Source organism: Candidatus Binatia bacterium, assembly GCA_036493895.1.
GTDB lineage: Bacteria > Desulfobacterota > Binatia > UBA1149 > CAITLU01 > DATNBU01.
Window position 1 is genome coordinate 17,445 of sequence record DASXOZ010000019.1, and the last position, 21,467, is coordinate 38,911.

At 67.7% G+C, this 21,467-nt stretch carries 18 protein-coding genes and 1 pseudogene; 4 read left to right on the forward strand and 15 right to left on the reverse strand.

All coding sequences use genetic code 11. The features are described from left to right. The first annotated feature begins 25 nt into the window (after positions 1–25). Complete coding sequence (locus tag VGK20_05185) at positions 26–2,254, forward strand: ATP-binding protein (protein ID HEY2773427.1); 2,229 nt, start codon at positions 26–28, stop codon at positions 2,252–2,254. After that, positions 2,254–4,545 carry an ATP-binding protein gene (locus VGK20_05190; protein HEY2773428.1) on the forward strand — a complete coding sequence of 764 codons (2,292 nt, stop codon included), beginning with the start codon at positions 2,254–2,256 and terminating at the stop codon, positions 4,543–4,545. The genes VGK20_05185 and VGK20_05190 overlap by 1 nt, the downstream gene beginning before the upstream one ends. A gap of 66 nt (positions 4,546–4,611) precedes the next feature. On the opposite strand, the gene argJ is transcribed toward VGK20_05190, so the two are convergent. The 8 genes and pseudogenes from argJ to rpoZ all read right to left on the reverse strand — a co-directional run bounded on the left by argJ (position 4,612) and on the right by rpoZ (position 13,421). Next, positions 4,612–5,823 carry a bifunctional glutamate N-acetyltransferase/amino-acid acetyltransferase ArgJ gene (gene argJ / locus VGK20_05195; GenBank protein HEY2773429.1) on the reverse strand — a complete coding sequence of 404 codons (1,212 nt, stop codon included), beginning with the start codon at positions 5,821–5,823 and terminating at the stop codon, positions 4,612–4,614. Between the two features lie 364 nt (positions 5,824–6,187). After that, positions 6,188–8,650 (reverse strand): annotated as a pseudogene (gene secA, locus VGK20_05200) (preprotein translocase subunit SecA). A 188-nt stretch (positions 8,651–8,838) separates the two neighbouring features. Beyond that, on the reverse strand, positions 8,839–9,438 hold the full coding sequence (yihA, locus tag VGK20_05205) for a ribosome biogenesis GTP-binding protein YihA/YsxC (protein ID HEY2773430.1): 600 nt from the start codon (positions 9,436–9,438) through the stop codon (positions 8,839–8,841). 106 nt (positions 9,439–9,544) lie between these two features. After that, the gene (locus tag VGK20_05210) at positions 9,545–10,150 is read right to left on the reverse strand and encodes an SRPBCC family protein (protein ID HEY2773431.1); all 606 of its coding nucleotides are present in this window, start codon (positions 10,148–10,150) and stop codon (positions 9,545–9,547) included. Between the two features lie 176 nt (positions 10,151–10,326). Beyond that, positions 10,327–10,737, reverse strand: coding sequence for a hypothetical protein (locus VGK20_05215; GenBank protein ID HEY2773432.1), 411 nt, complete (start codon positions 10,735–10,737; stop codon positions 10,327–10,329). A gap of 267 nt (positions 10,738–11,004) precedes the next feature. Next, entirely contained in the window at positions 11,005–11,760 is a 756-nt protein-coding gene (locus VGK20_05220) for a molybdopterin-binding protein (protein ID HEY2773433.1), read from the reverse strand. Positions 11,761–11,768: 8 nt separating this feature from the next. Continuing rightward, positions 11,769–13,151: an RNA polymerase factor sigma-32 gene (locus VGK20_05225; protein HEY2773434.1), complete on the reverse strand. Its 1,383-nt coding sequence runs from the start codon at positions 13,149–13,151 to the stop codon at positions 11,769–11,771. 66 nt (positions 13,152–13,217) lie between these two features. Beyond that, a complete protein-coding gene (gene rpoZ, locus VGK20_05230) occupies positions 13,218–13,421 on the reverse strand; it encodes a DNA-directed RNA polymerase subunit omega (protein ID HEY2773435.1) in 204 nt (67 codons plus the stop codon). 79 nt (positions 13,422–13,500) lie between these two features. On the opposite strand from rpoZ, the gene VGK20_05235 reads away from it, so the two are divergent. After that, a complete protein-coding gene (locus tag VGK20_05235; protein HEY2773436.1) occupies positions 13,501–14,172 on the forward strand; it encodes an NnrU family protein in 672 nt (223 codons plus the stop codon). Positions 14,173–14,184: 12 nt separating this feature from the next. On the opposite strand, the gene VGK20_05240 is transcribed toward VGK20_05235, so the two are convergent. Continuing rightward, positions 14,185–14,805 carry a hypothetical protein gene (locus VGK20_05240; GenBank protein ID HEY2773437.1) on the reverse strand — a complete coding sequence of 207 codons (621 nt, stop codon included), beginning with the start codon at positions 14,803–14,805 and terminating at the stop codon, positions 14,185–14,187. Between the two features lie 592 nt (positions 14,806–15,397). On the opposite strand from VGK20_05240, the gene VGK20_05245 reads away from it, so the two are divergent. Continuing rightward, a complete protein-coding gene (locus tag VGK20_05245) occupies positions 15,398–16,369 on the forward strand; it encodes a hypothetical protein (protein HEY2773438.1) in 972 nt (323 codons plus the stop codon). A 181-nt stretch (positions 16,370–16,550) separates the two neighbouring features. Here the strand turns inward: VGK20_05245 and VGK20_05250 are convergent, their stop codons facing one another. Genes VGK20_05250 through xseA form a run of 6 tightly spaced genes read right to left on the reverse strand, consistent with a single transcriptional unit; the run spans position 16,551 to position 21,463 of the window. Then, positions 16,551–17,312 carry a TlyA family RNA methyltransferase gene (locus VGK20_05250; protein ID HEY2773439.1) on the reverse strand — a complete coding sequence of 254 codons (762 nt, stop codon included), beginning with the start codon at positions 17,310–17,312 and terminating at the stop codon, positions 16,551–16,553. Further along, a complete protein-coding gene (locus VGK20_05255; GenBank protein ID HEY2773440.1) occupies positions 17,293–18,246 on the reverse strand; it encodes a farnesyl diphosphate synthase in 954 nt (317 codons plus the stop codon). The genes VGK20_05250 and VGK20_05255 overlap by 20 nt, the downstream gene beginning before the upstream one ends. Continuing rightward, complete coding sequence (gene xseB, locus VGK20_05260; GenBank protein HEY2773441.1) at positions 18,243–18,581, reverse strand: exodeoxyribonuclease VII small subunit; 339 nt, start codon at positions 18,579–18,581, stop codon at positions 18,243–18,245. The genes VGK20_05255 and xseB overlap by 4 nt, the downstream gene beginning before the upstream one ends. Beyond that, entirely contained in the window at positions 18,569–19,180 is a 612-nt protein-coding gene (locus VGK20_05265; protein HEY2773442.1) for a molybdenum cofactor guanylyltransferase, read from the reverse strand. Before VGK20_05265 ends, xseB begins: the two co-directional genes overlap by 13 nt. Positions 19,181–19,214: 34 nt before the next feature. Beyond that, positions 19,215–20,162, reverse strand: a complete 948-nt coding sequence (locus VGK20_05270; GenBank protein ID HEY2773443.1) for a M23 family metallopeptidase — start codon at positions 20,160–20,162, stop codon at positions 19,215–19,217. Next, positions 20,159–21,463, reverse strand: coding sequence for an exodeoxyribonuclease VII large subunit (xseA, locus tag VGK20_05275; GenBank protein HEY2773444.1), 1,305 nt, complete (start codon positions 21,461–21,463; stop codon positions 20,159–20,161). Before xseA ends, VGK20_05270 begins: the two co-directional genes overlap by 4 nt. Positions 21,464–21,467 lie beyond the last annotated feature (4 nt).

The window sequence follows — 21,467 nt, forward strand, 5'->3', positions numbered from 1 at the left end:
CAAGTCGATTCAAAGTGGAATGAGCGTGGAAGCGTCATCCGTCGCGGACGAGGAGCCTCTCGAAAGGGATTTCGAGACGGCCCGCTCCCGCCTCGAGCGCCATACGCTGATGGCGTCGGTTGCGACGCGCTTCATTTCGGTTCCCACCGACCAGATCTCCGCTGCCGTCGAGGACGCGATGTCGGCCATCGGCCGTTTCGCCGGCGTCGACCGCGTCGCGCTGGCGCTGTTCGACGACAAGTACGAGCGATGGTCGATCGACCACGACTGGCACTCGCCCGGGCTGTGGCCGCTCAAAGGCCTCGTCGAGCACGTCGCCCCGTTTCGCTGGGGCCTGCCGCAGGTGATCGCCGGATCTCCAGTCGAAGTTCTCCGGCCCGACTACCTGCCGCGCCTTGCCAACAACGAAGCGCTGCTGCTTCGCGGTCTCGGCCTCGGCGCGACGCTGCTCATCCCCGTCTACCGGCGCGGCAAGGTGATCGGCTTCGCCGCCGTCTCGACGACGCGCTTCCGTTCGACTCCATGGCCGCGAGCGGTGCACGAGCTGCTCGAGCTGCCCGCAAAAATGATGGTGCACGCGCTCGACCGCAGCGTCACCGAACAGAGACTGCGCGAGAGCCAGGCGCGCTGGCAGAGCCTTTGCGAAAGCAACGTCGTCGGCGTCTTCACGATGGGCCGCAGCGACGGCCACATCATGGAAAGCAACGAAGCCGGACTCGCGCTGCTCGGCCGCAGTCGCAGCGACCTCGCCGCGGGCGGAGTCCTGTGGAGCGACGTCTCTCCCGGCCAGGACGACGACTCGAAAATGCTGGCAATCCTCGATCGCACGGGCCGCGTGCTGCCGTGGGAGAGGCACCTCGTGCAGCCCGACGGCACCGATGTTCCGGTGCTCTGCTCGCTCGCTTCGCTTGCGCCGCAGTCCGACCAGGTGCTCGCGGTCGCGATCGACCTGCGCTCGCGCCGGCGCATCGCCGAAGAGCTGCGTCGCCGTGACGAAATCGACCGCTTGCACGCCGAGCTGTCGCGCCGACTGCTCAGCCTGACCGGAGAGAGCGTCGAGACTGCCGTGCGCGAAGCGCTGGCCATCGTCGCCAACCAGTTCGGTTTCGACGGGGTCGTGGTCTTCGACGTGGACCCCGATGCCGAGATGGCAACCAGGCGCGCGTGGTGGTCGCGTCCCGAGGTGCGGCGCGTCGAGCCGGAGACGAGCATCGCGCTGGCCGGTCGCGCGTGGTGGCGCGAGCGGCTGCGAGCCGGACGCACCAGCTTCATCGGCGACGTCGAATCGCTTCCGGAAAACGCGCGTGGCGAGCGCGAAGCGATGGAACGCTTCCACCTGCGCGCAGCCATCAGCGTCCCGCTGCTTCCCGGCGGCGTGCTGCGCGGCATGGTGCTGTTCTACTCGGCGCGGCGCATGGAAGTCGCCGACGACCTGCTGGCCACGCTGCGCGTCTTCGGCGACATCATCGCCAACGCGCTCGAGCGCCTGCGCGTCGATCGCGAGATCCAGGATGCCGTCGCCACGCTCGAGCGCCGCGTCGAGATGCGCCGCCGCCAGCTCGAGGCCAGCAACGCCGAGCTGGAAGCCTTTGCGTATTCGGTCTCGCACGACCTTCGCGCGCCGCTGAGGACGATCGACGGCATGTCGCAGGTGATGCGCGAGGATTTCGCAAGCGAGCTCGGCGACGACGGCGTGCTCCTGTTGCGTCGCATCCAGAGCGCCACCCAGCGCATGAGCCACCTGATCGACGGCCTGCTCCAGCTTTCCCGCGTCGTACGCACCGAAATGGAATGGCAGGAGGTCAGCATCAGCGACCTCGCCGAAGGCCTCGTCGACGAATTGAAGCGCCGCCACGGCGGCCGCGACGTGCAGGTGCGCATTGCCCCGGACCTCGTGATGACCGGCCACCCGCGCCTGCTGCGCATCGCGTTCGAGCAGCTCCTCGACAACGCGTTCAAGTTCACCGGGCTGCGCAGCGACGCGCTGATCGAGTTGGACGGGCGCAACGACCAGAACACCATCACGTTCTTCGTGCGCGACAACGGCGTCGGTTTCGATCCCGAGTTTGCCGAAAAGCTGTTCGGGGCTTTCCAGCGCCTGCACGGGGCGGCCGAGTTCGAAGGCCACGGCATCGGGCTTGCCACCGTCGAGCGCGTCATGCGCATGCACGGCGGTAGCGCGCACGCGCGGGGAACGCCCGACCGCGGCGCCACCATCGAGTTGACGTTTCCGCGCGTCGCCGCGAGCCCCTGATGGCGGGCGCCGATATCACGCTTGCGGCCCGTTCCTCCCTCGACGGAGACGTCTACGAGGCCATGCACGCGCGCGTCGAGGCGGTGCTGGCGAGCACGGCCGGCGACGACGAAGCGCTCGAGCGGCACATCCGCTTCGAGGAGCTGACGTCCGAGCTGGCGACCGAGTTCATCGGACTTTCCGGCGAAGAGCTGGAGTCGGCGCTCGGACGTGCGCTCGAAAGAATCGCCACCGTTGCCGGCGCCGAGCGGGCAACGCTCGTGCGCGTGGAGCCCGAATCGGAGCGCCTGGCCGTCACGCACGACTGGACCTGCGGCGCTCCGGCGCACCTTCTTCGCTCGTTGCACGGCCAGCGCGGGATGCGCTGGTCGCTTGCCCAGCTACGCGAAGGGAAACTGCTCTACTACCACGCCAGGGACGACCTGCCGCCGGAAGCGACGCAGGAGCGCACCGGGTGGGAGCTGTTCGGACTCCAGTCGATCCTTGCCGTCCCGGTGCGCAGCACCGACGCCGAGCTGCTCGGGTTTGCCGTGTTCGCGACGACGACGCGGCGCGCGACCTGGCAGACGCACGAGCTTCCGCTGTTCGACCTCGTCGGCGAAATGCTGCGCAGCACGTTCGAGCAGCAGAAGCTTCGCACCGACCTCGACTTCAGCGAGCTCAGGCTGAACAGGCTCCTCGAGTCGGGGGCGATCGGCATCATTTCGGCCGATGACGAGGGACGCATCTGGGAGGCGAACGACGTCGCGCTGGCGGTGACCGGGTTTTCGCGCGACGACATGCAGGCGGGGCGCCTGCGCTGGGACCAGCTCACTCCCGCCGAATACCAGCCCCAGACGATGGCCGCGCTCGAGCAGATCGAGCGCTCGGGCCGCAGCGACCCGTGGGAGCAGGACATTTACCGGCCCGACGGCACCCGCGTGTCCATTCTCGCGTGCGTCGCCCGCATCGCCGAAGCGCGCGCCAGCCTGCTGATCTACGCGGTCGACATCACCGACGACAAGCGGGCACAGCGCGAGCTGGCGCTGCGCAACCGACTGGCACGCCTGATCACGCTGTTCTCGACGCGGCTCATCGCCGTCGCGCCGTCGCGCATCGGCGAGACCATCGATGAGGCACTGAGGGAAACGGCCGGGGTTCTCGGCATCGACCGTTGCAGCGTGTGGATCGACCACGAAACCGTGCGCGACAAGGCCTTCTGCACCCACGCGTGGGATCGCGAGAGGCCGATTCCCGATCCCCTTCAGATTCCGCCGCTGGACCGCTCCCAGTTCCCGTCGTGGCAGCAGGATTTCGGGCAAGGCCGGGCGATGGTCGTACGCGATGTCACGGCCGCGTTCCCGGCGGGCGCGCGCGAGCGCCGCTTCCTCGAAGCGCACGGCGTGCGCTCGGGCGTGGCGGTGCCTTTGGTTGGAAGCGGCAGCTCGATCGGTTTCGCAACCTTCGGCACCGCACGCGTCACCGACTGGGCTGAGACGACGGTCGCCCTTCTGAGCGTGATCGGCGAGATCTTCGCGGCCGCGATCATCCGCGGCCGCGCCGAGGAACGGCAGAGGCGGGTCCACGCCGAGCTCGAATCGCGCATCGTCGAGCGCACGCTCCAACTCGAGAGCGCCAATCGCGAGCTCGAGGCGTTCAGCTACGCCGTCTCCCACGACCTTCGCGCTCCGCTGCGCGGCGTCGACGGATTCAGCCGCATCCTGGTCGAAGATCACGCGCAGGGGCTGCCCGAGGACGCGCGCAACGTGTTGCACCGCATCCGCGCGACCAGCCAGCGCATGGGCGAGCTGATCGACGCTTTGCTCAAGCTGTCGCGCATCGCGCGCCTGGAGCCGCAGTTCGAGCGCACCGACCTCTCGGCAATCGCGCGCGAGCTTGCCGCGGCCCTGGCAGCCGCCGAGCCGGAGCGCTGCGTCGAATTCGAAATCGAAGACGGGCTGGTCGTCGAAGGAGAGCCGCGCCTGCTGCGTGCCCTGCTCGACAACCTGATGCGCAACGCGTGGAAGTTCACGTCGATGAGGCCTCGCGCGTGCATCGATGTCGGCAGCGAGCTCGTGGACGGCATTCGTACCTACTTCGTCCGCGACGACGGCGTCGGCTTCGATCCGTCCCAGGCCGAACGCATCTTCACGCCGTTCCAGCGCCTGCAGAACTCGCGCGAGTTCGACGGGCACGGAGTCGGGCTGGCCACCGTCAAGCGCATCGTCGGCCTGCACGGAGGATCGGTGTGGGGTATCGGCGAAAACGGAAACGGCGCGACGATCCGCTTCACGCTTTCCGGCCGCGCCTGACGACGCGGGCGTTCGCGATGGGCACGGAAAGGGCCGCGCTCGTCGCGCTCGAAGGTTCGAGCCCCGTCAGCTCGTGTACGCGGAGTTGAACTGCACGTATTCGGTCGCAAGATCGCTCGTGATCACCGTCGCCGTGCCCGGCCCGCTGCCGAGCCGGATCGCCAGCTCGTAAGCGTCCGCCTTCATCACGCGGCGTGCGGCCGCGAGCGCATCCTCGGAGATCACGACGCCCGCGCGCACGAGCGCGACGTTGCCGACGCGCACCTCGAGGGCCTGAAGGTCGAAGGTCGCATCGGTGTTGCCGAGCGCCATCACGAGGCGGCCCCAGTTCGGATCGGCGCCGGCCATCGCGCAGCGGACCAGCGGCGAGTTGGCGATGCGGCGCGCAACGCGGTCGGCCTCCGCATCGCTGGCCGCGCCGCTGACGATGACGTCGACCATCTTGGTCGCCCCTTCGCCGTCGCGCACGACCATGCGGGCGGTCTCCTCGAGCACCGCTGCGACCGCACCGGCCACGACTTCGTAGCCCGGCGACTGCGGTCCTTCGATCGACGTCCCGGCAACCTCGCCGGAGGCCATCAGCACGCAGGTGTCGTTGGTGGAAGTGTCGCCGTCGACGCTGATGCGGTTGAAGCTTCGCGCCACGCCGCCGGCGAGCATCGCGCGCGCGGCTTCATTCGAGACCTTCGCGTCGGTCAGCACGAAGGCCAGCAAGGTCGCCATGTGCGGCTCGATCATGCCCGCGCCTTTGGCCATCGCCGCGACGTGGATCTCGACGTCGCCGACGCGCACCTTGCACTCGGTCCATTTCGGGAACGCATCGGACGTCATGATCGCGCGCGCGGCAGCGCCGAAGCCGCGCTTGCTCAGCGAATCGACGCCGTGGGCGATCGCGCGCGCCATCACCCGGTGGTCGAGCGGCACGCCGATCACTCCGGTCGAGCACGGCAGCACGAGATTCGGCGCGATCGCCAGCCGCGAAGCAAGCTCTTCGCAGCTCCAGCGCGCGAGCTTGAGGCCCTGCTCGCCGGTCGCGCAGTTGGCGTTGCCGGAGTTGATCATCACGGCCTGGAGCTGGCCGCCTGCGGCATGCTCGCGTCCGACGATCACCGGCGCGGCCGCGCAGCGGTTCTGCGTGAAGACGGCAGCAGCCGCGCAGGGGCGATCGGCGACGATCAGTGCGAAGTCGCGGCGTCCCTTCTTCTTGATGCCGCCGTGGACTCCGCAGAAGCGGAATCCGCGCACGCTCACCGGCGAAGCTGCAGGCTCGATCTTCACCGACCTCCTCCGTCCTCGGCTACGCGAGCTTGCCGTGGCACTTCTTGTACTTCTTGCCGCTGCCGCAAGGGCAAGGATCGTTGCGGCCGACGCGGTCGGCAGCGGCGCCTTGCTGGGCCGGCCTCTGCGCCGGCGCCCTCTCGGCGCCGTGCGACAGGATCATCTCGCGCTCGGCGCGCTGCCTCTGCTCTTCCAGGCGTTGCTGGCCGATCCTCTGCTGGATCGCTTGCGTGATCGCCGGTTGGCGCCGGGCCGCCGCCAGCTCCGGATCGACCGACTCCGCCTCGGCACCCGGCTCGACGCTGCCGTGCTCGACGGCGATGGCCGCCTGGTCGGCCTCGGCCTGCGCCATCCGAGCCCTGGCCTCTTCCTCCGTGATCGGCCTCAGCGCGTACAGCTTCTCGACCGCGTCGTCCTCGAAACGCGCGATCATCTTCTCGAACAGCTCGAATCCTTCGCGTTGGTACTCCTGCAGCGGATTGCGCTGCGCGTAGCCGCGCAGCCCGATGCCTTCCTTCAGGTGGTCCATCCCGAGCAGGTGGTCCTTCCAGTGGTGGTCGATCGCCTGCAGCAGCACCCAGCGCTCGAGCTGGCGCACGACGTCATCGCCGAACTCGCGCTCGCGCGCTTCGTACGCTTCGCGCGCGAACTCGACGAGCCTCGCTTTTACCGCTACCGCGTTGACCGCGTCGCGCTCGTTCTCCGGGACGTCGAAGTGCAGGTGGTAGTGCGAATACACGCCTTCGGTGAGACCCTTCCAGTCCCAGTCCGGGCGGCGGTCGCCGACAATGAAGGTGTCGACGAGCGCTTCGGCCTGCTCGGTCGCAAGGCTCAGCGCTTCGTCTCGCAGGTTCTCGGCGACGAGGTATTCGCGGCGGCGGGTGTAGACGATCTCGCGCTGCTTGTTCATCACGTCGTCGTACTCGAGCAGGTGCTTGCGCATGTCGAAGTTGTGGCCTTCGACTTTCTTCTGGGCGTTCTCGACCGCGCGCGACACCATGCCCGATTCGATGGGAATGCCTTCTTCCATGCCGAGCCGTTCCATCAGGCCCTGGATGCGCTCGGCGCCGAAGATGCGCAGCAGGTCGTCCTCGAGCGACAGGAAGAATCGCGAGGACCCGGGATCGCCCTGGCGACCCGAACGGCCGCGCAGCTGGTTGTCGATTCGCCGCGACTCGTGGCGCTCGGTGCCGAGGATGTGCAGGCCGCCGGCTTCGAGCACTTCCTCGCGCTCGGCCTCGCACTGGAGGCGGAACTTCTCGAGCATCTCGGGAAAGTGCTGGTCTTCCTCGCCGAGCTGGCAGGCACCGCGGGCCAGGAACTGCGCGTTGCCGCCGAGCACGATGTCGGTGCCGCGGCCGGCCATGTTCGTCGAGATCGTCACCCCGCCCTTGCGCCCGGCCTGCGCGACGATCTCGGCCTCGCGCGCGTGCTGCTTGGCGTTGAGCACGTGGTGCGGCACGCCCTGGCTTTTCAGCTTGGCGGCCAGGAATTCGGATTTTTCGATCGAAATCGTGCCGACGAGCACCGGCTGGCCGCGCTCGTGGCAGTCCTTGATCTCCTCGATGACCGCGTCGTACTTCTCGCGCTGGGTCTTGTAGACGACGTCGGGATGGTCCTTGCGGATCATCGGCCGGTTGGTCGGCACGACGATGACGTCCAGGCCGTAGATCTTGCGGAACTCCTCGGCCTCCGTCTCGGCCGTTCCCGTCATGCCCGAGAGCTTCTGGTACATGCGGAAGTAGTTCTGGAACGTGATCGTGGCCAGCGTCTGGTTCTCGCGCTCGATGCGCACGCCTTCCTTGGCCTCGACGGCCTGGTGCAGGCCGTCGCTCCAGCGCCGGCCCGGCATCAGGCGTCCCGTGAACTCGTCGACGATGACGATCTGGCCCTCGTGGATCATGTAGTCCACGTCCACCTTGTAGATCGCATGGGCACGAAGGCCCTGGTTGACGTGGTGCAGGATCTCGATGGAGGCCGGATCGTAGAGGTTCTCGACGTTCAGCAGCTCCTCGACCAGCGCGACGCCCTCGTCGGTGAGCATCGCCGAGCGCTGCTTCTCGTCGATCGTGTAATGCTCGTCCCGGTGCAGGCGGGGGATGATGCCGTTGATCGTGTAGTACTTCTCGGTGGACTGCTCGGCCGGGCCCGAAATGATCAGCGGCGTCCTGGCTTCGTCGACCAGGATCGAGTCCACCTCGTCGACGATCGCGAAGTTGAGGTCCCTCTGCGCGAACGCGGACACGGAGAACTTCATGTTGTCGCGCAGGTAGTCGAAGCCGAACTCGTTGTTCTGCCCGTACGTGATGTCCGAGCGGTACGCGCGCATGCGCTCGTCCTCGGGCATGTCGTGGTAGATCACCCCGACCGACATGCCGAGGAAGCGGTAGATGCGCCCCATCCAGTCGGCGTCGCGGCGGGCAAGGTAGTCGTTGACGGTGACGAGGTGGGCGCCTTTGCCCGTGAGCGCGTTCGCGTACAGCGGCAGCGTGGCCACCAGCGTCTTGCCTTCGCCGGTCTTCATCTCGGCGATGCGGCCGGCGTGAAGGATCATCCCGCCGATCAGCTGGGTGTCGAAATGGCGCATCGAAAGGACGCGCTTTCCGGCCTCTCGCACCGTGGCGAAGGCCTCGATCAGCACCTCGTCCATCGGCTCGCCGCGCTCCAGCCGCTCGCGCAGGAGCACGGTCTGGCCGGCCAGCTCGATGTCGGTCATCGCCTCCATCTTCGGCTCGAGCTCGCCAATGCGCACGACGGCGGGCCTCAGGCGCTTGATGAAGCGGCTGCTGATGTCGCCGATGATCTTTTTACGGAGCGTGTCGAGCATCGTGGCGGGGCGGATTCCTTCTTGCGGAGGCTCTCGGGGACGGCCTGCACGGCCCAACTGGTGGGCGGGCGGGTCGGCGACCGCTACGGGTAATCACGAACGGGTCAGAAGTAAACCAGCGCCCTGATGGAGAAGCCTCCGCGGGTCCGCGACCGGCAAATGTCTCCCGGCTCGCTGCGGCCGCGCGCTCACTCGCCGCCGACCTCGGGCTCGCTTTCGACCGCGGCGCGGATCCAGCGCCACACCTCGTCCATGCCGGCACCGGTTTCCGACGAGGTCTGCAGGACGATCGCCGGCGCGACCATCTTTCGGATCGCCGCGGTCTGCGACGCCAGCGCCGAGCGCTTGAGCTTGTCGGTCTTGGTCAGCACGATCGCGTACGGGACGCCCACCGACTCGAGATATTCGGCCAGCTCCTGCTCTTCCTTTTCCGGACCGCGCCGAACGTCTGCGAGCACGAGCGCTCCCGCCAGCTCCTCGCGCGTGGAGAGGTAGTGCTCGACGAGCTTCTTCCACGTCGCGCGCTCGGCCTGGGAGCGGCTCGCGTAACCATAGCCGGGAAGGTCGACCAGCGTCATCGCGTCGTTGATGTCGAAGAACATGAGGCCGCGGGTGCAGCCCGGCGTGCGGCTCGTGCGCGCAAGCCCCTTGCGACCGGTCATGCGGTTGAGCAGCGACGACTTGCCGACATTGGAGCGGCCGGACACTGCGATCTCGGGGTGCCGGGCCGGCGGCAGCGAGGCAATGGTGGCCGCGCCGGCGCGGAATTCGGCCTGGGAAATTTTCATGGGGCTCCGCTTCGCGCGCTGCTTGCCTTCCCGGAATGCCCCGAAAACGCGAGAGGCCGTTCCCCTGCGGGAACGGCCTCTCGAGGGTTTCCTTCGCAGGAAAGAATCAGCCCGCGGCGATCTGCTTCTTGATCGCGCGCACCTGGTTGACGAAGCTTTCCTTGATCGCGCTGCGCTGCACGTCCTCGGAGATCGGCAGCGCGACCTTGTCGGTCTGCTTCGCGTTGTACACATACAGCGTCTTCTGCCCGTCGGGCGAAGGCGTCAGCGAGTAGGTGCCGTCGATGTCGGCGATGGTCGACGTCAGCGTCTTCAGGTGGAGCGTCTTGGTCGCATCGTCGAAATCCATCGAGACGGTGAGCTGCTGAAGGTTGTCGAGCGCCATCACGTGGATCTCGAGCTCCTTGTGGTTGCCCTCGTCCTTGAGGATGTCGCTCTTCTTGTACTGGTCGCTGTTCTTCGAAAGCATCTCGGGATGCTTCATCGCCGCCCACACCTTGTCGGGCGTCGCATCGATGCGCGACTCCATCTTGATCGTGAACACCTTGCCGTCCTTGGTGAGGTCCGCGGAGGCGATCTCCTCGATCGGCCCGTCCCACTTGACGGCCGCGCTCCTGGCACGGAAGTAGCCGGCGATCTGGTCGCAGCCGGAAATGCCTGCGACCGCGACCACGGCTGCGGCGACGACGAAAAGACGTGCTTGGTTTTTCATATAGTCCTCTTGGGAAAAAGTGGTCCGGACACCGGAGCGCAGCCTGGATCGGGCCGCCGCGGCCTCGAAGCCTGGTGTTCGCGCGCGGACGCTGCGGCGCCCCGGCACGACCGAAGCGCGAAGTTAGCCCGTCCCCTTGCGCCAGACAACCCCGGGCAGGTCAGACGCAGGAAGGCTCAGAACGTGCTGCCGGAGCTTGCCGAGTGGTCGTCCGAGGCCAGGCCGTCCCTCGTTTCGGAGCCGGGCCTGCTGCGGACGCCGTTGAAGTGCACCGGCTCGCGGCCGCTCATCATGTCGGCGGTCAGCACGTAGTCACCGCCGAGAGAAGGCACCCACACCCCGTCGGCCACCTCGCGGTTCGCACCCGAGAGCACGTAGGCAAAGCTGCCCGTCACCCCGCCGAGCACGCCATACGTGACCTTCACCGGCATGTAGACGATGTTGGCGAGCACGGCGACCAGCCCGATGCCGAAGTCCGAGCTCGCTTGCTTGGTCTGGGACTCGTGCGCCTGAGCCGCCATCGGAGCCGCCAGCACAGCAGCCGCGGCAATCGAAGCCGCCAGCCGAACGATCGTACGCTTGTTCATGTCTCTACCTCCGCTCCACATCCTCACCGGCCCCTTCGATGTCCGGGCCGGGCCGGCCTTGCGCCGGTTCTTCCTCTTCTTCTTCTTCGAACCGCCTGCGCCCCTGCGGGCCGAGGCTTTTGGAACCGCCTGCGCCCCTGCGGGCCGAGGCTTTTGGAACCGCCTGGCCCGGATGGGGCGCGGTTCCATCCCTCTACTGTGCCAGTGCCAGCGCCCGCAGCAAGAGCGCCCTCGTGCCCGAGCCGCCAGACCGTTTTCGTCGTCGCGTCAACTCTCGACGCGAAAGACGCAGCCCGCCGGCAGCCGTTCGACCAGATCGGCGAGCGCCCGCTCCACGTAAGCCTCGTCCTTGCTCTCCAGCGTAAGCCGCACGCGATAGTCGGGATCCGAAAGCTTGGGGTACGAGCCGAGCAACAGCTCCGGGAACGCGAGCAGCGTCGCGTTGAGGAACTCGGCAATGCGGGTTTCGTTTTCGCACACCAGGATCTGGCGCAGGAAGTACGGCCGCGCGCGCATGCGGTCGCGAAGAGCGAGCACCTTGGTCTGGAACAGCTCGGGAATGCCCGGGAGGATGTAGACGTTCTCGACGACGACGGTCGGGAACGCGAGCTTGTCGTCGACGATCAGCTCGGCACCTTCGGGAATCTGCGCCATCTTCAGGTGCGCGGCATTGAGGCGATTGCCGACGAAGCTCTCGATCGCGCGGCGAAGCTCGATGTGCTCGACGAGCGGACGCCCGAACGCCGCCGCGACGCCGTCCATCGTGATGTCGTCGTGCGTAGGTCCCACTCCGCCGGACGTGAAGACGACGTCATAGCGCCGCGAGAAGACGGCAACCTCGGTCGCGATCTGCTCGAGCTCGTCGGGGATGACGACGACGCGCTCCAGCGCGACGCCGATGCCTCGAAGCTCGCGCGCCAGGAACGGCGTGTTGGTGTCGATGACCTTGCCGGAGAGGATCTCGTTGCCGATCACTACCAGCGACGCGGAAAGATGGTCGTACACGCGGGCAAAGCCTACCATGCGGCCGGTCAGCGCACCATTTCCTCGTCCAGGTCCCGCACCTGGGAGACCAGGTACTCGCGCAGCTTCTTCTTCACGCCCGCTTCCATCTGCCTCACCCTTTCCCGGCTGACGCCGTAACGGTCCCCGAGCTCCTGCAGGGTCAGGGGATCCTCGGCGACGAGGCGCTCCCGGTAGATCTCGGCTTCGCGGCCCTTGAGGCCCTTGCCGAACTCCTCGAACTTGCCCTTCATCAGCGCGTAGAACTCGCCTTCGGAGACGTCGTCCTCGGTGCTGGCTCCCGGCGCCGGAAGAACGTCGAGCATCGTTCCCGGCCCGCCGTCGTGGCCGAGAGGAGTCTCGACCGACACCTCCGACGAAGTCGCCAGGCGCTGGTCCATCTCGATGACTTCCTTCTCCTTGACCCCGAGCGACTCGGCGATCTGCCGCGTCGACGGAGTAAAGCCGAGGGACTCGAGGCGCGACCTTTCCTTCCTCAGGTTGAAGAACAGGCGCCGCTGCGCCTGCGTCGTACCGACCTTGACCAGGCGGAAGTTGTTCATCACGTAGCGGATCACGTAGGCGCGGATCCACCACACCGCGTACGACGGAAAGCGCACGCCGCGATAGGGATCGAACTGCTTGACCGCCTCGAGAAGTCCGACGTTGCCCTCCTGGATGAGGTCGAGCAGGTTGTGGAACGCCCTCTGGTACTCGCGCGCGACGATGACGACCAGCCGCAGGTTGGCCGTGATCAGCTTGACGGCCGCGTCCCTGTCGGCGTGATGGAAGTAACGTACCGCGATCTCGTGCTCCTGCTCGCGCGTCAGCACGGGATAGGTGCGGATCTCGGCGAGGTAGCGCGACAGCGCGTCGCTCGGCGCCAGTGCCGAATGGTCCGCGCGCGCAGGAACGGCTTCGTCATTGGCGCGCACTTCGATCTCGTCCGTGGAGTCGGGAGCCGCTTCGTCGCCGAAGTGCGCGTCGAGCACTTCGGACTCGAGCACCTCGGGCTCCATGCCGGACTCGTCGGAGAAAACCTCCGCGTCGACCGACGCTTCCTCGTCGACCTGGTCGTCGTGGCCCGCGTGGGCCGCGGCGGCATCGTGGGCGGAGAGTGCGACAGGGGCATCGGCGCGGCGCCCGGCGGCGGGCGCCGGCTTGTTTCCCTTCGTGGTCACGGCCGGCTTCTGCGCGGCCGCGCGAGCGCGGGTCTTCGGCGCCGGCTTCGGGTCGGAGGCGGAGTGCTCGGGCCCCTCGGCGGCGGAGGGCTGCCTCGCGGCCGCGTTGGACGCAGTACGGTCCTTTTTGCCGGAAGACGGCTTGGCGGAGACGAGCTTGTCGGAGCCGGACTTGCCGGAGTCCCGTTTGGCGGGTGCGGACTTGTCGGAGGCGGGTTTACGCGCGGCCATCGAGCCACCTGCTGCCGTCGCGGCTGCGGATGCCTGGGCCGCCGCGGTAACGGCGCTGCCTGGGACTCAGCCGCCCGCCGACGGATCGGAAATCGGTGAAACGACGCCGGCAGCGATCTCTCGCAGCGACGTGACGACTTCCTTGTTATCGGTCTCCACCAGGGGACGCGCACCGCGCAGGAGCTGTTTGGCGCGGCGGACGGCCACGGTGGCAAGCAGGAAGCGGTTGTCGACCTTTTCGAGGCAGTCTTCTACGGTTACTCTTGCCATCGCACTTCCTCAGGAGTCGGGCGAGGCTATGGCCGCGTGGCGGGGAAGTCAAAACGTCGCGCAATCGATGGGGAAACTCATGACCGCAGCTGCGTGGATCGTGTTCTGGGCCCTGGCATTTGCCGCAACCCACATGGGATTGTCCTCACTTCGGGTGCGGCCTCGCCTCGTCGCCACGATCGGACAAGGACCGTATCTCGCCATTTACTCCCTCGTGGCGTTCGCGACCTTCGTACCGCTGGTCCGGGTGTGGCTCCGCGATCTGCACGGCGGCGGCTTCCTGTGGAACCTTCGCGCGTATGCGGTGGTTCACGTCGTCGCGATGATGGTCTCGTGGGTGTTCTTCACGATGGCGATCGCGGCGCTGGTGCAGCCGAGCCCGGCCAGCGTGGGGCCGCGTGCAACCACGCGAGCGCGCGGCCTGACCCGGATCACGCGCCATCCGCTGTTCATGAGCATCGGGATCTGGGCGCTGGCGCACACGGTGCTGAACGGATTTGCCAACGACGTGCTGTTCTTCGGCGGCATCTTTGTCGTCGGCCTCGCCGGCTGCATGCACCAGGATGCGCGCAAGCGCGCGACGGAGCCGGAGCTGGCCGAGTTCTACGATGAGACGTCGCTGCTGCCGTTCGTCGCGATCGCGACGGGGCGCAATCACCTCGTGCTGTCGGAGATGCCGTGGATGGGGCTGGCAGCGGGGGCAGTAGTGGCGTCGATGATCTATCACTACCACGCGGCGATGTTCGGATAGCGCGCGAAGAAATCAGCCCGGCGGCCTGCCTGCGGTCGCAGTCGCGGTCACCCCGCGCCGGCGGCGCAGCAGCGCAGGAAGTACGAACATCACGACCAGCATGATGCCGATCGTCAGGCGGTCGTCGCCGACGGCGCTGCCGACCCACAGCGTCATCAGCATCAGCAGCGCGAAATAGAACATGTCGCCGGTGATCGCGATGGCCCAGCCCGGAATGAAGCCGTGCCCGGCTGCCGCAGCGGCAGTGCGCCCCGTCATCGGATCGACGCCAAAAGCGACGAGCACCAGGGCAAGCACGCTTCGCCCGTCGCCGTATTGGGCCGCCGACTGGCGCGCCGCTGTCCGGACCGCCGAGACGATGCGCCCAAGCGCCGGAACAGAGCGGCCGAGCGCCCCGATCATCTTGAGCATCGGCTCGAACACCATCGCGAGGATCACGTCGGACACGAAGTAGAGCCACATCATCAGCGGCCACGCGATGCCGCGCGCGTGCGCCATCAGCACACCCGCCGGAATTCCCCCACCGACCGGGACGAGGAAAAGCAGCAGCACGCCTTTCCAGCCGCCGGGCCAGCTGGCGGGAATCGGGGAAGTGGGGTCGAGCAGAGCCCGCTGAAAGTCGTCGAGAGTCATGGCCGTGATGCGCCACCCTGCGGCGGCGCGATCCGGTCAAATTGCCTCCGTCGGGTTCGCGCCGCAACCGGACGGGCGAACTTCGCGGCCGTCCCATCCACATACGTACCTGTTTCCGCGTTTCTCGAGAGTCCGTGTCCGCGACTTCGCGTTCGTCCCTATTGCGCTGATCCCCCGCCTGTAGCCATTGCACGGCGACGAGCATCGTCGCCCGTTCGAGTGTCGCAGACATTTCGCCCGCGACGAAAACCGAGCTCGCCGACCTGAGACGCGAGTCCCCGTTCGCGCAAAAAATCGCGAGTCATTTTCGCGTTCGTCTGGTACGCGGATCGTATTGCGAACGAGCGACGCGCGATCCTCGCTTACAATTCGCAAAATTGGACGCGCGACCCGTCGCTTGACGACGCAGCCGCAACATCACTACCGACGTGTTCGTGGGCTGACAAGAAGGGACGCAGTTCACACACGGCGGCGCGGCAGCGCAGCGGAGGGACGCTGCGCGCCGGCCGCCAAAAAAAGAAGGAGGACTATCTCCATGTGCAATCGCCCCGGGCCAGGGTGGCGCGCTGCCGTACTCGCTGTCATCGCTTCGGTGTTCGCCGCTGCAACCGCCAGCGACGCCCAGCTCATCTCGAAATCTTCAGGACAGGTCTGGATCTCCAGCGCGAGCGCATCGGTGACTCCGCCGGCCAACTGTTCTCCCGGCCAGGCCTGCCTCGTCGAGATCCTCGCGATCAACATCACCGGCCACAACTTCGGCGCCACCAAGGGGGACGTAAACCTCGCAGACACGTCACTGCTCGGTGCCGGAGCGAGCCTCGCCTGGTCGGACACGGCGATCGGGATCACATTGCCCGTCGGATTCACCCGCATGATGGGCAATCACCTGCTCGAGGTAGTCACGTACCAGGGCCTGACCAATTCGGGCACGCCGTATCGCGGAGCATTCGATCTCGCGGTCGGCACGACCCTGATCGGGCCCCAGGGCGACAGCATCACCGGCCCGACAGGTCCTCAAGGTCCCCAGGGACCGCGAGGCCCGCAAGGACCGGGAGGAGGCAACGGGCCGACGGGTCCCCAGGGCAATCCAGGATCCAACGGCGTCAACGGCCATGACGGAGTGCCCGGACCTCCGGGCTCCCAGGGACCTCCGGGACTGCAGGGAAACCCGGGCCATGACGGGCGCTCCGCGCACGGCGCCGCGGCCAAATGCAACAGCGTATCGATCGGCACCACGCCAACCGTGATCGCGACGTCGGCGCCGATCACCGGCGGCGACCGGTACCTCGCCAACGCGACCGTCAACGTGCCGTATGCCGGCGGCCAGGGCTCGGTATCGTGCAGCCTCGATGCCTTCGAGGGAGCGACGTCGAAGAACGTCGACACGTCGGACTCGATGCTTCTCAGCAACAATCAAAACTCGTCGAAGGGACCGATCGCGCTCGGAGGCGACTATACACCGTCGAGCAGCTCGGCTTCCGTTGTGTTCAAGCTTTCGTGCTCGGCTAGCGCTTCACGCACGGTGTCGCACTGCGTGCTGACCGACCAGGGGACGTTCAACTAGGGTTGCGGGGAAACCCCGGACCGAGGGGCTTTTCCGCAGCCTGCCAGTCCCCCGCATCGTCCTTGTTCGACCGGCGTTCGTAGCGGTGACACGGCGCCGGAGGAGGATTCATCCGCCGCGCGGCGGCACTGCGAATGAATCCTCTTCAGCGCCGACGCGGGGCCGCTGCTTCGTCGCCGCGTCAGGATCGCCCCGAGCGCGCGGCCAGCAGGTATTCGACGTTTCCGTCGGCGCCCCGAAGCGGCGACTGCATCGAGCCCAGAAGCTCCAGCCCAAGCCCGGCGGCTGCAGTCTCTACGCCGCGCAGCGCCGACTGCCTTGATTCCTCGTCGACGACGATCCCGCGTTCGGTCTGCGCCGAAGCCACCTCGAACTGCGGCTTGACGAGCAGAACGAAGTCGCAACCTGACGGCGCGGCGATCGCCACGAGGTGCGGCAGCACGCCGGCGAGCGAGACGAACGACAGATCTGCAACGATCACGTTCGGAGGCGCGGCGAGCGGGGATGCATCGAGGCTGCGGACGTTGGTACGCTCCATCAGCACGACGCGCGGATCGCGCCGCAGCGCCCACGCGAACTGGCCGTAGCCGACGTCCACTGCGTACACGCGCGCGGCACCGCGCTGGAGCAGGCAGTCGGTGAATCCGCCTGTCGAGCAGCCGGCATCGAGGCAGACGGCTTCGCGGACATCGATGGCAAAATGCTCGAGCGCGGCATCGAGCTTCTCGCCGCCGCGTGAGACGAAGCGGCGCCGCGCCCGCACGCTGAGCAAGGCATCGGCCGCTACCTGCTCGCCGGCCTTGTCGACGCGCCGCGTGCCGTCCAGGACCAGGCCCGCGAGCACGAGACGCTGGGCTTCGTCGCGCGAGGCGGCAAGGCCGAGCGCGACGAGACGCTCGTCGGCGCGAACGCGGGAAGCCAGCTCAGGCTCCGGGATGAGCAAGGGCCGGAGCGACGGCCTCGGTGGCAACCTGGACGAGAAGTGAGGCATCGCGCGAGAACGACGAAAGCTCGGCGAGCGCCGCATCCAGCTCTTCGCGCAGCATCTGCTGGGATCGCGGCACGCCGAACAGCGAGGGGTACGTCAGCTTGCCGGCCTGCCGGTCGCCGCCTTCGCGCTTTCCGGTAACGACGGTCGGAGCGATCTCGTCCTTGATGTCGTCGGCAATCTGGAACGCGAGCCCGAAGCGCGTGCCGAAGCGCGTCAGGCTCTGCAGATCCGTTTCGCCGGCGCCGGCGAGCAGGCCGCCGACGCGCGCCGACGCGCGCAGCAGGGCCCCGGTTTTTCGCGCGTGGATCGCGTGCAGCAGCTCCACGTCGCCGGCAGCGGCCCGCGCATCCGCGCGGCCGTCGAGCCCGTCGGCCATGAGGTCGGCCGCCTGACCGCCGACCATTCCTTCGCGCCCGGCCGCACGCGCGATTTCACCGATCGCGAGCGCCTGCAGCGCCGGCTCGCAAACCGGCTCCAGCATCACGACGAAGGCCTCGGTCAAAAGCGCATCGCCGGCGAGGATCGCGATCCCGTCGCCGTAAACGACATGGTTGGTCGGCATTCCGCGGCGAAGATCATCGTCGTCCATCGCGGGAAGATCGTCGTGGATCAGCGAATACGCGTGGATCATCTCGAGTCCGGCGGCAAAGCGCACGAGGCGCGACGACTCGGTTCCGAGACTCTCGGCCACCGCCAGCAGCAGCAGCGGGCGAATGCGTTTTCCAGGCGTTCGAAGCGAATAGCGCATCGAATCGACGAGCCGGTCCACCCCGAACGTCGATGCGCCGGCCGGCTCGAGCGCCGGCAGCGTTTGCGACAGCGCGTCCTCGATCGAGGAGGCAAGGTCGGCGACTGTCACACGGCTTCGCGTCGCGGCACCGGTCATCGAACGTCTTCGGGATCCTCGTCGTCCGGATCTTCCTCGTCGACAACCTCGGTCTCCTCTTCGAGGAGGGAGCGGCGAGCGGTCGCTGCAAGCGGAGCCAGCGACGCCGTGCCGTCGGGACGCCTCGTCAACTCGTCGATGCGCATCTGCGCGGCATCGAGGCGGGCATGCAACGCCCGCACCAGCGCAATGCCCTTTTCGAACGTGGCGAGCGACTCTTCGAGCGGCAGCTCACCAGCGTCGAGGCGACGCACGGTCTCCTCGAGCTCGGCCATCGCCTGCTCGAAGTCCGGTGCGCCCCGGTTCGCGTCGCCCTTCTTGCTCACTTTGCCCATCGTACGTCTTCGTGGCCTTGCCGCAGCCTCGCTGCCGCTTCCAGGTCTGCGGGGCGATTGACGTTGGCCAGCTCGCCGCCCGATCCGGCCTCGACAACGAGCGGAGCCAGCCGGGAGAGGAGACGGTGCAAGGCCCTGTTGCCCTCCCTTAGCCCAGCGGCAAGCTGCCGCAAAGCGCTCCTCGGATAATACGCGACCAGGGGCTCGATGCCGCGGCTGCTGCGAGCGACGACGGTGCGACCGCTGCGCCTGCCGAGCGCAGCCACTGCGCTGAGCGTGTCCTGCCGCAGCAGCGGAACGTCGCACGGGAGCACGAGCACGCCGGCTCGCGCATGCAGCAACGCTGCAACGAGGCCGCCGAGAGGCCCCGCGCCAAAACCGGCATCCTCGATGAACGTCACGGCCGCCGGTCGTTCGAATGCGCCGCGACCCGCGACGAAGACCTCGCCGTCGGCGCAGGCGCGCAGCAGCGCCAGGCTGCGGCCGGCAAGCGATGTCGAGCCGAACGGGGCGTGCCTCTTGTCGGCGCCGAAGCGCCGCGACCTGCCCCCGGCAATCAGCACGCCGTCGATGCGACTGCGAAGCCTCGTTTCGAACATCGGCAAAAGCTGCTGACTGCGAAGCGCCCGGCGCTCAGAAGTCGTAGTCGCTCTTCTTGTCCTTTTCTTCTTTCGGCGCGTGGTGCTCGCCGCTGATCTCGGGAACGCGAAGCGTGATTCCCGGCAGGCTCGTGGGATCGACCTGGGCACCGGCCAGGCGGGCACCGAAATGCAGCGCCGCGCGCGAATTGGCCGGCATGCGGCCGATCGGCGCGCCGTGGTGCACCCAGTCTCCTTCGCTCACGTACACGTCCCCGAGGCCGGCGTAGTAGGTGTAAAGCCCGAGGCCGTGATCGAGCACGACGATCTTCGATCCCGGAACGTCGGCCACCAGTGCGACGATGCCTTGCGCAGACGCGGCGATGTCGCTGCCGGGGCGGGCAGCCAGGTCCACGCCAGTGTGAGGATCGCCGAGGCTTTCTTCGCTGGTCCTGCGCATCGCGAACGTCGCGACCATCGGTCCGCTGGACGGGCTCTCGAAGGCTCCGTTCCAGTAGCGGTCCAGCGTGATGCGGTTCCACAGCGAGACGAGCCGCGGATTGGAGCGCGCCAGATCCTCGAGGGCGAGGTCGTCGCGCGATATCGGCCTTTCGTTGCGCGCTTCGTCGTCCATGCGACGCGGGCGCACCGTCACGACGCGGCTGCCGTGGCGCGATCCGACGTCGTACGTCATCTCGTATGGCCCGGGCAGCGTGTCGATGTCGACGGCAAAATACACGACGAACATGCCGTCCTCGATCTGACCGAGGTAGCGGCGGCCGGCCACGGTTACCGTTCCGCCGCCTGCTCCCGCCGGTGGCCGCACCTGGAGTCGGATCACCGCGCCGGGATAGACGATGGGAGGATCCATCACGACGTAGTACGGCAGATGCTGGGCCGGCTCTCCGTCCATCTCTGCGCGGGCGTCATGCACGGCCATTCCGATTGTTACGGCGCAGGCGAGCAGCGACGTGACAGCGACGATTCTCAAACCTTTCGTCATCGTTCCTGTTCCTCCGGTTCCGGGTGGCCCGTCTGGTCGCCGTCGAGTTGCTCGCGCGCCGGCTCCGCCGCATCGAGCGGCATCGCAGCCGCGAGCTCGCGCCATACGACGTCGGCACCGGCGCGGCCGCGGCGAAATCGCAGCTCGATGCGGTCGCCGACCGAAACTTCCGCGGCGTCGCGCACGATCGCGCCGCCGACGGTGGCGAGGCTATAGCCGCGCTCGAGCACCGCAAGCGGGCTCAGTGCATCCAGGCTCGAGGCGAGCTGGGCCAGCCGCCGCACCGGAGCGGCAATGCCGGCGCGCAGCGCCCGCTCGAGCAGCATCGCGCAGCGGTCGGCCCGCTGGCGAATGTCGGCAATGCGCGCCGCCGGGTGGCGAAGCCGGCCGCCGCGAGCGTCGACGTGCATGCGAAGGCCTGCCAGGCGCCGCTGGATCGCTTCGTGAAGGTGAAGGGAACTCTTCGCGAGCTGCGCGGCAAGCTCGAGGCGTACAGGCACGACGGCTTCGGCCGCAGCCGTAGGCGTTGCCGCGCGATGATCGGCCGCCAGGTCGCACAGCGACACGTCGACCTCGTGCCCTACCGCCGAAACCACCGGCACGGGAAACGTTGCGACCGCACGCACGACGGCTTCGTCGTTGAACGCGGCCAGGTCTTCGCTCGCGCCGCCTCCCCGCCCGACGATCACGACGTCGCAAAGACCGAACGACTCCAGTCGCGACAACGCGGCGACGATGCCGCGAGGCGCTTCGGCGCCCTGCACCACCGTGGATGCGAGCACGACGCGGACGCCGGGAAAACGCCGCTTCAGCGTCACGAGGATGTCGTGCAGCGCGGCGCCTCCGCGCGAGGTCACGACGCCGACGACTGCCGGAAGCCACGGCAGGGGTCGCTTGCGCTCGGTTGCGAACAACCCTTCGGCCGCAAGCTTGCGACGCAGAGCTTCCAGCGCGGCCTGCGCCGCACCGGCGCCGACCGGCTTCATCGCATTGGCGTAAAGCTGCATGCGACCACTGCGCGCGAACACGCCGAGGCGCCCGCGCACGACGACTTCTTCGCCCTGGCGCGGGTTCCACGCGAGGCGGAACGTGTCGGTGCGCCACATCGCGCACTCGACGCAGGCGCCGTCGTCCGAGAGAGTGAAGTACAGGTGGCCGCTTGCCGCGCGGTTGACGCTGGTCAGCTCCCCGCAAACCAGCAGGTGCGGAAAGTCGCGCTCGAAGTTGCCCTGCACGAGGCCGAGCAGCTCGCCGACCGTCAGCGGTGCTTCGTCGTCGAAGTCGCCGGCGGCGGCGGACACGACC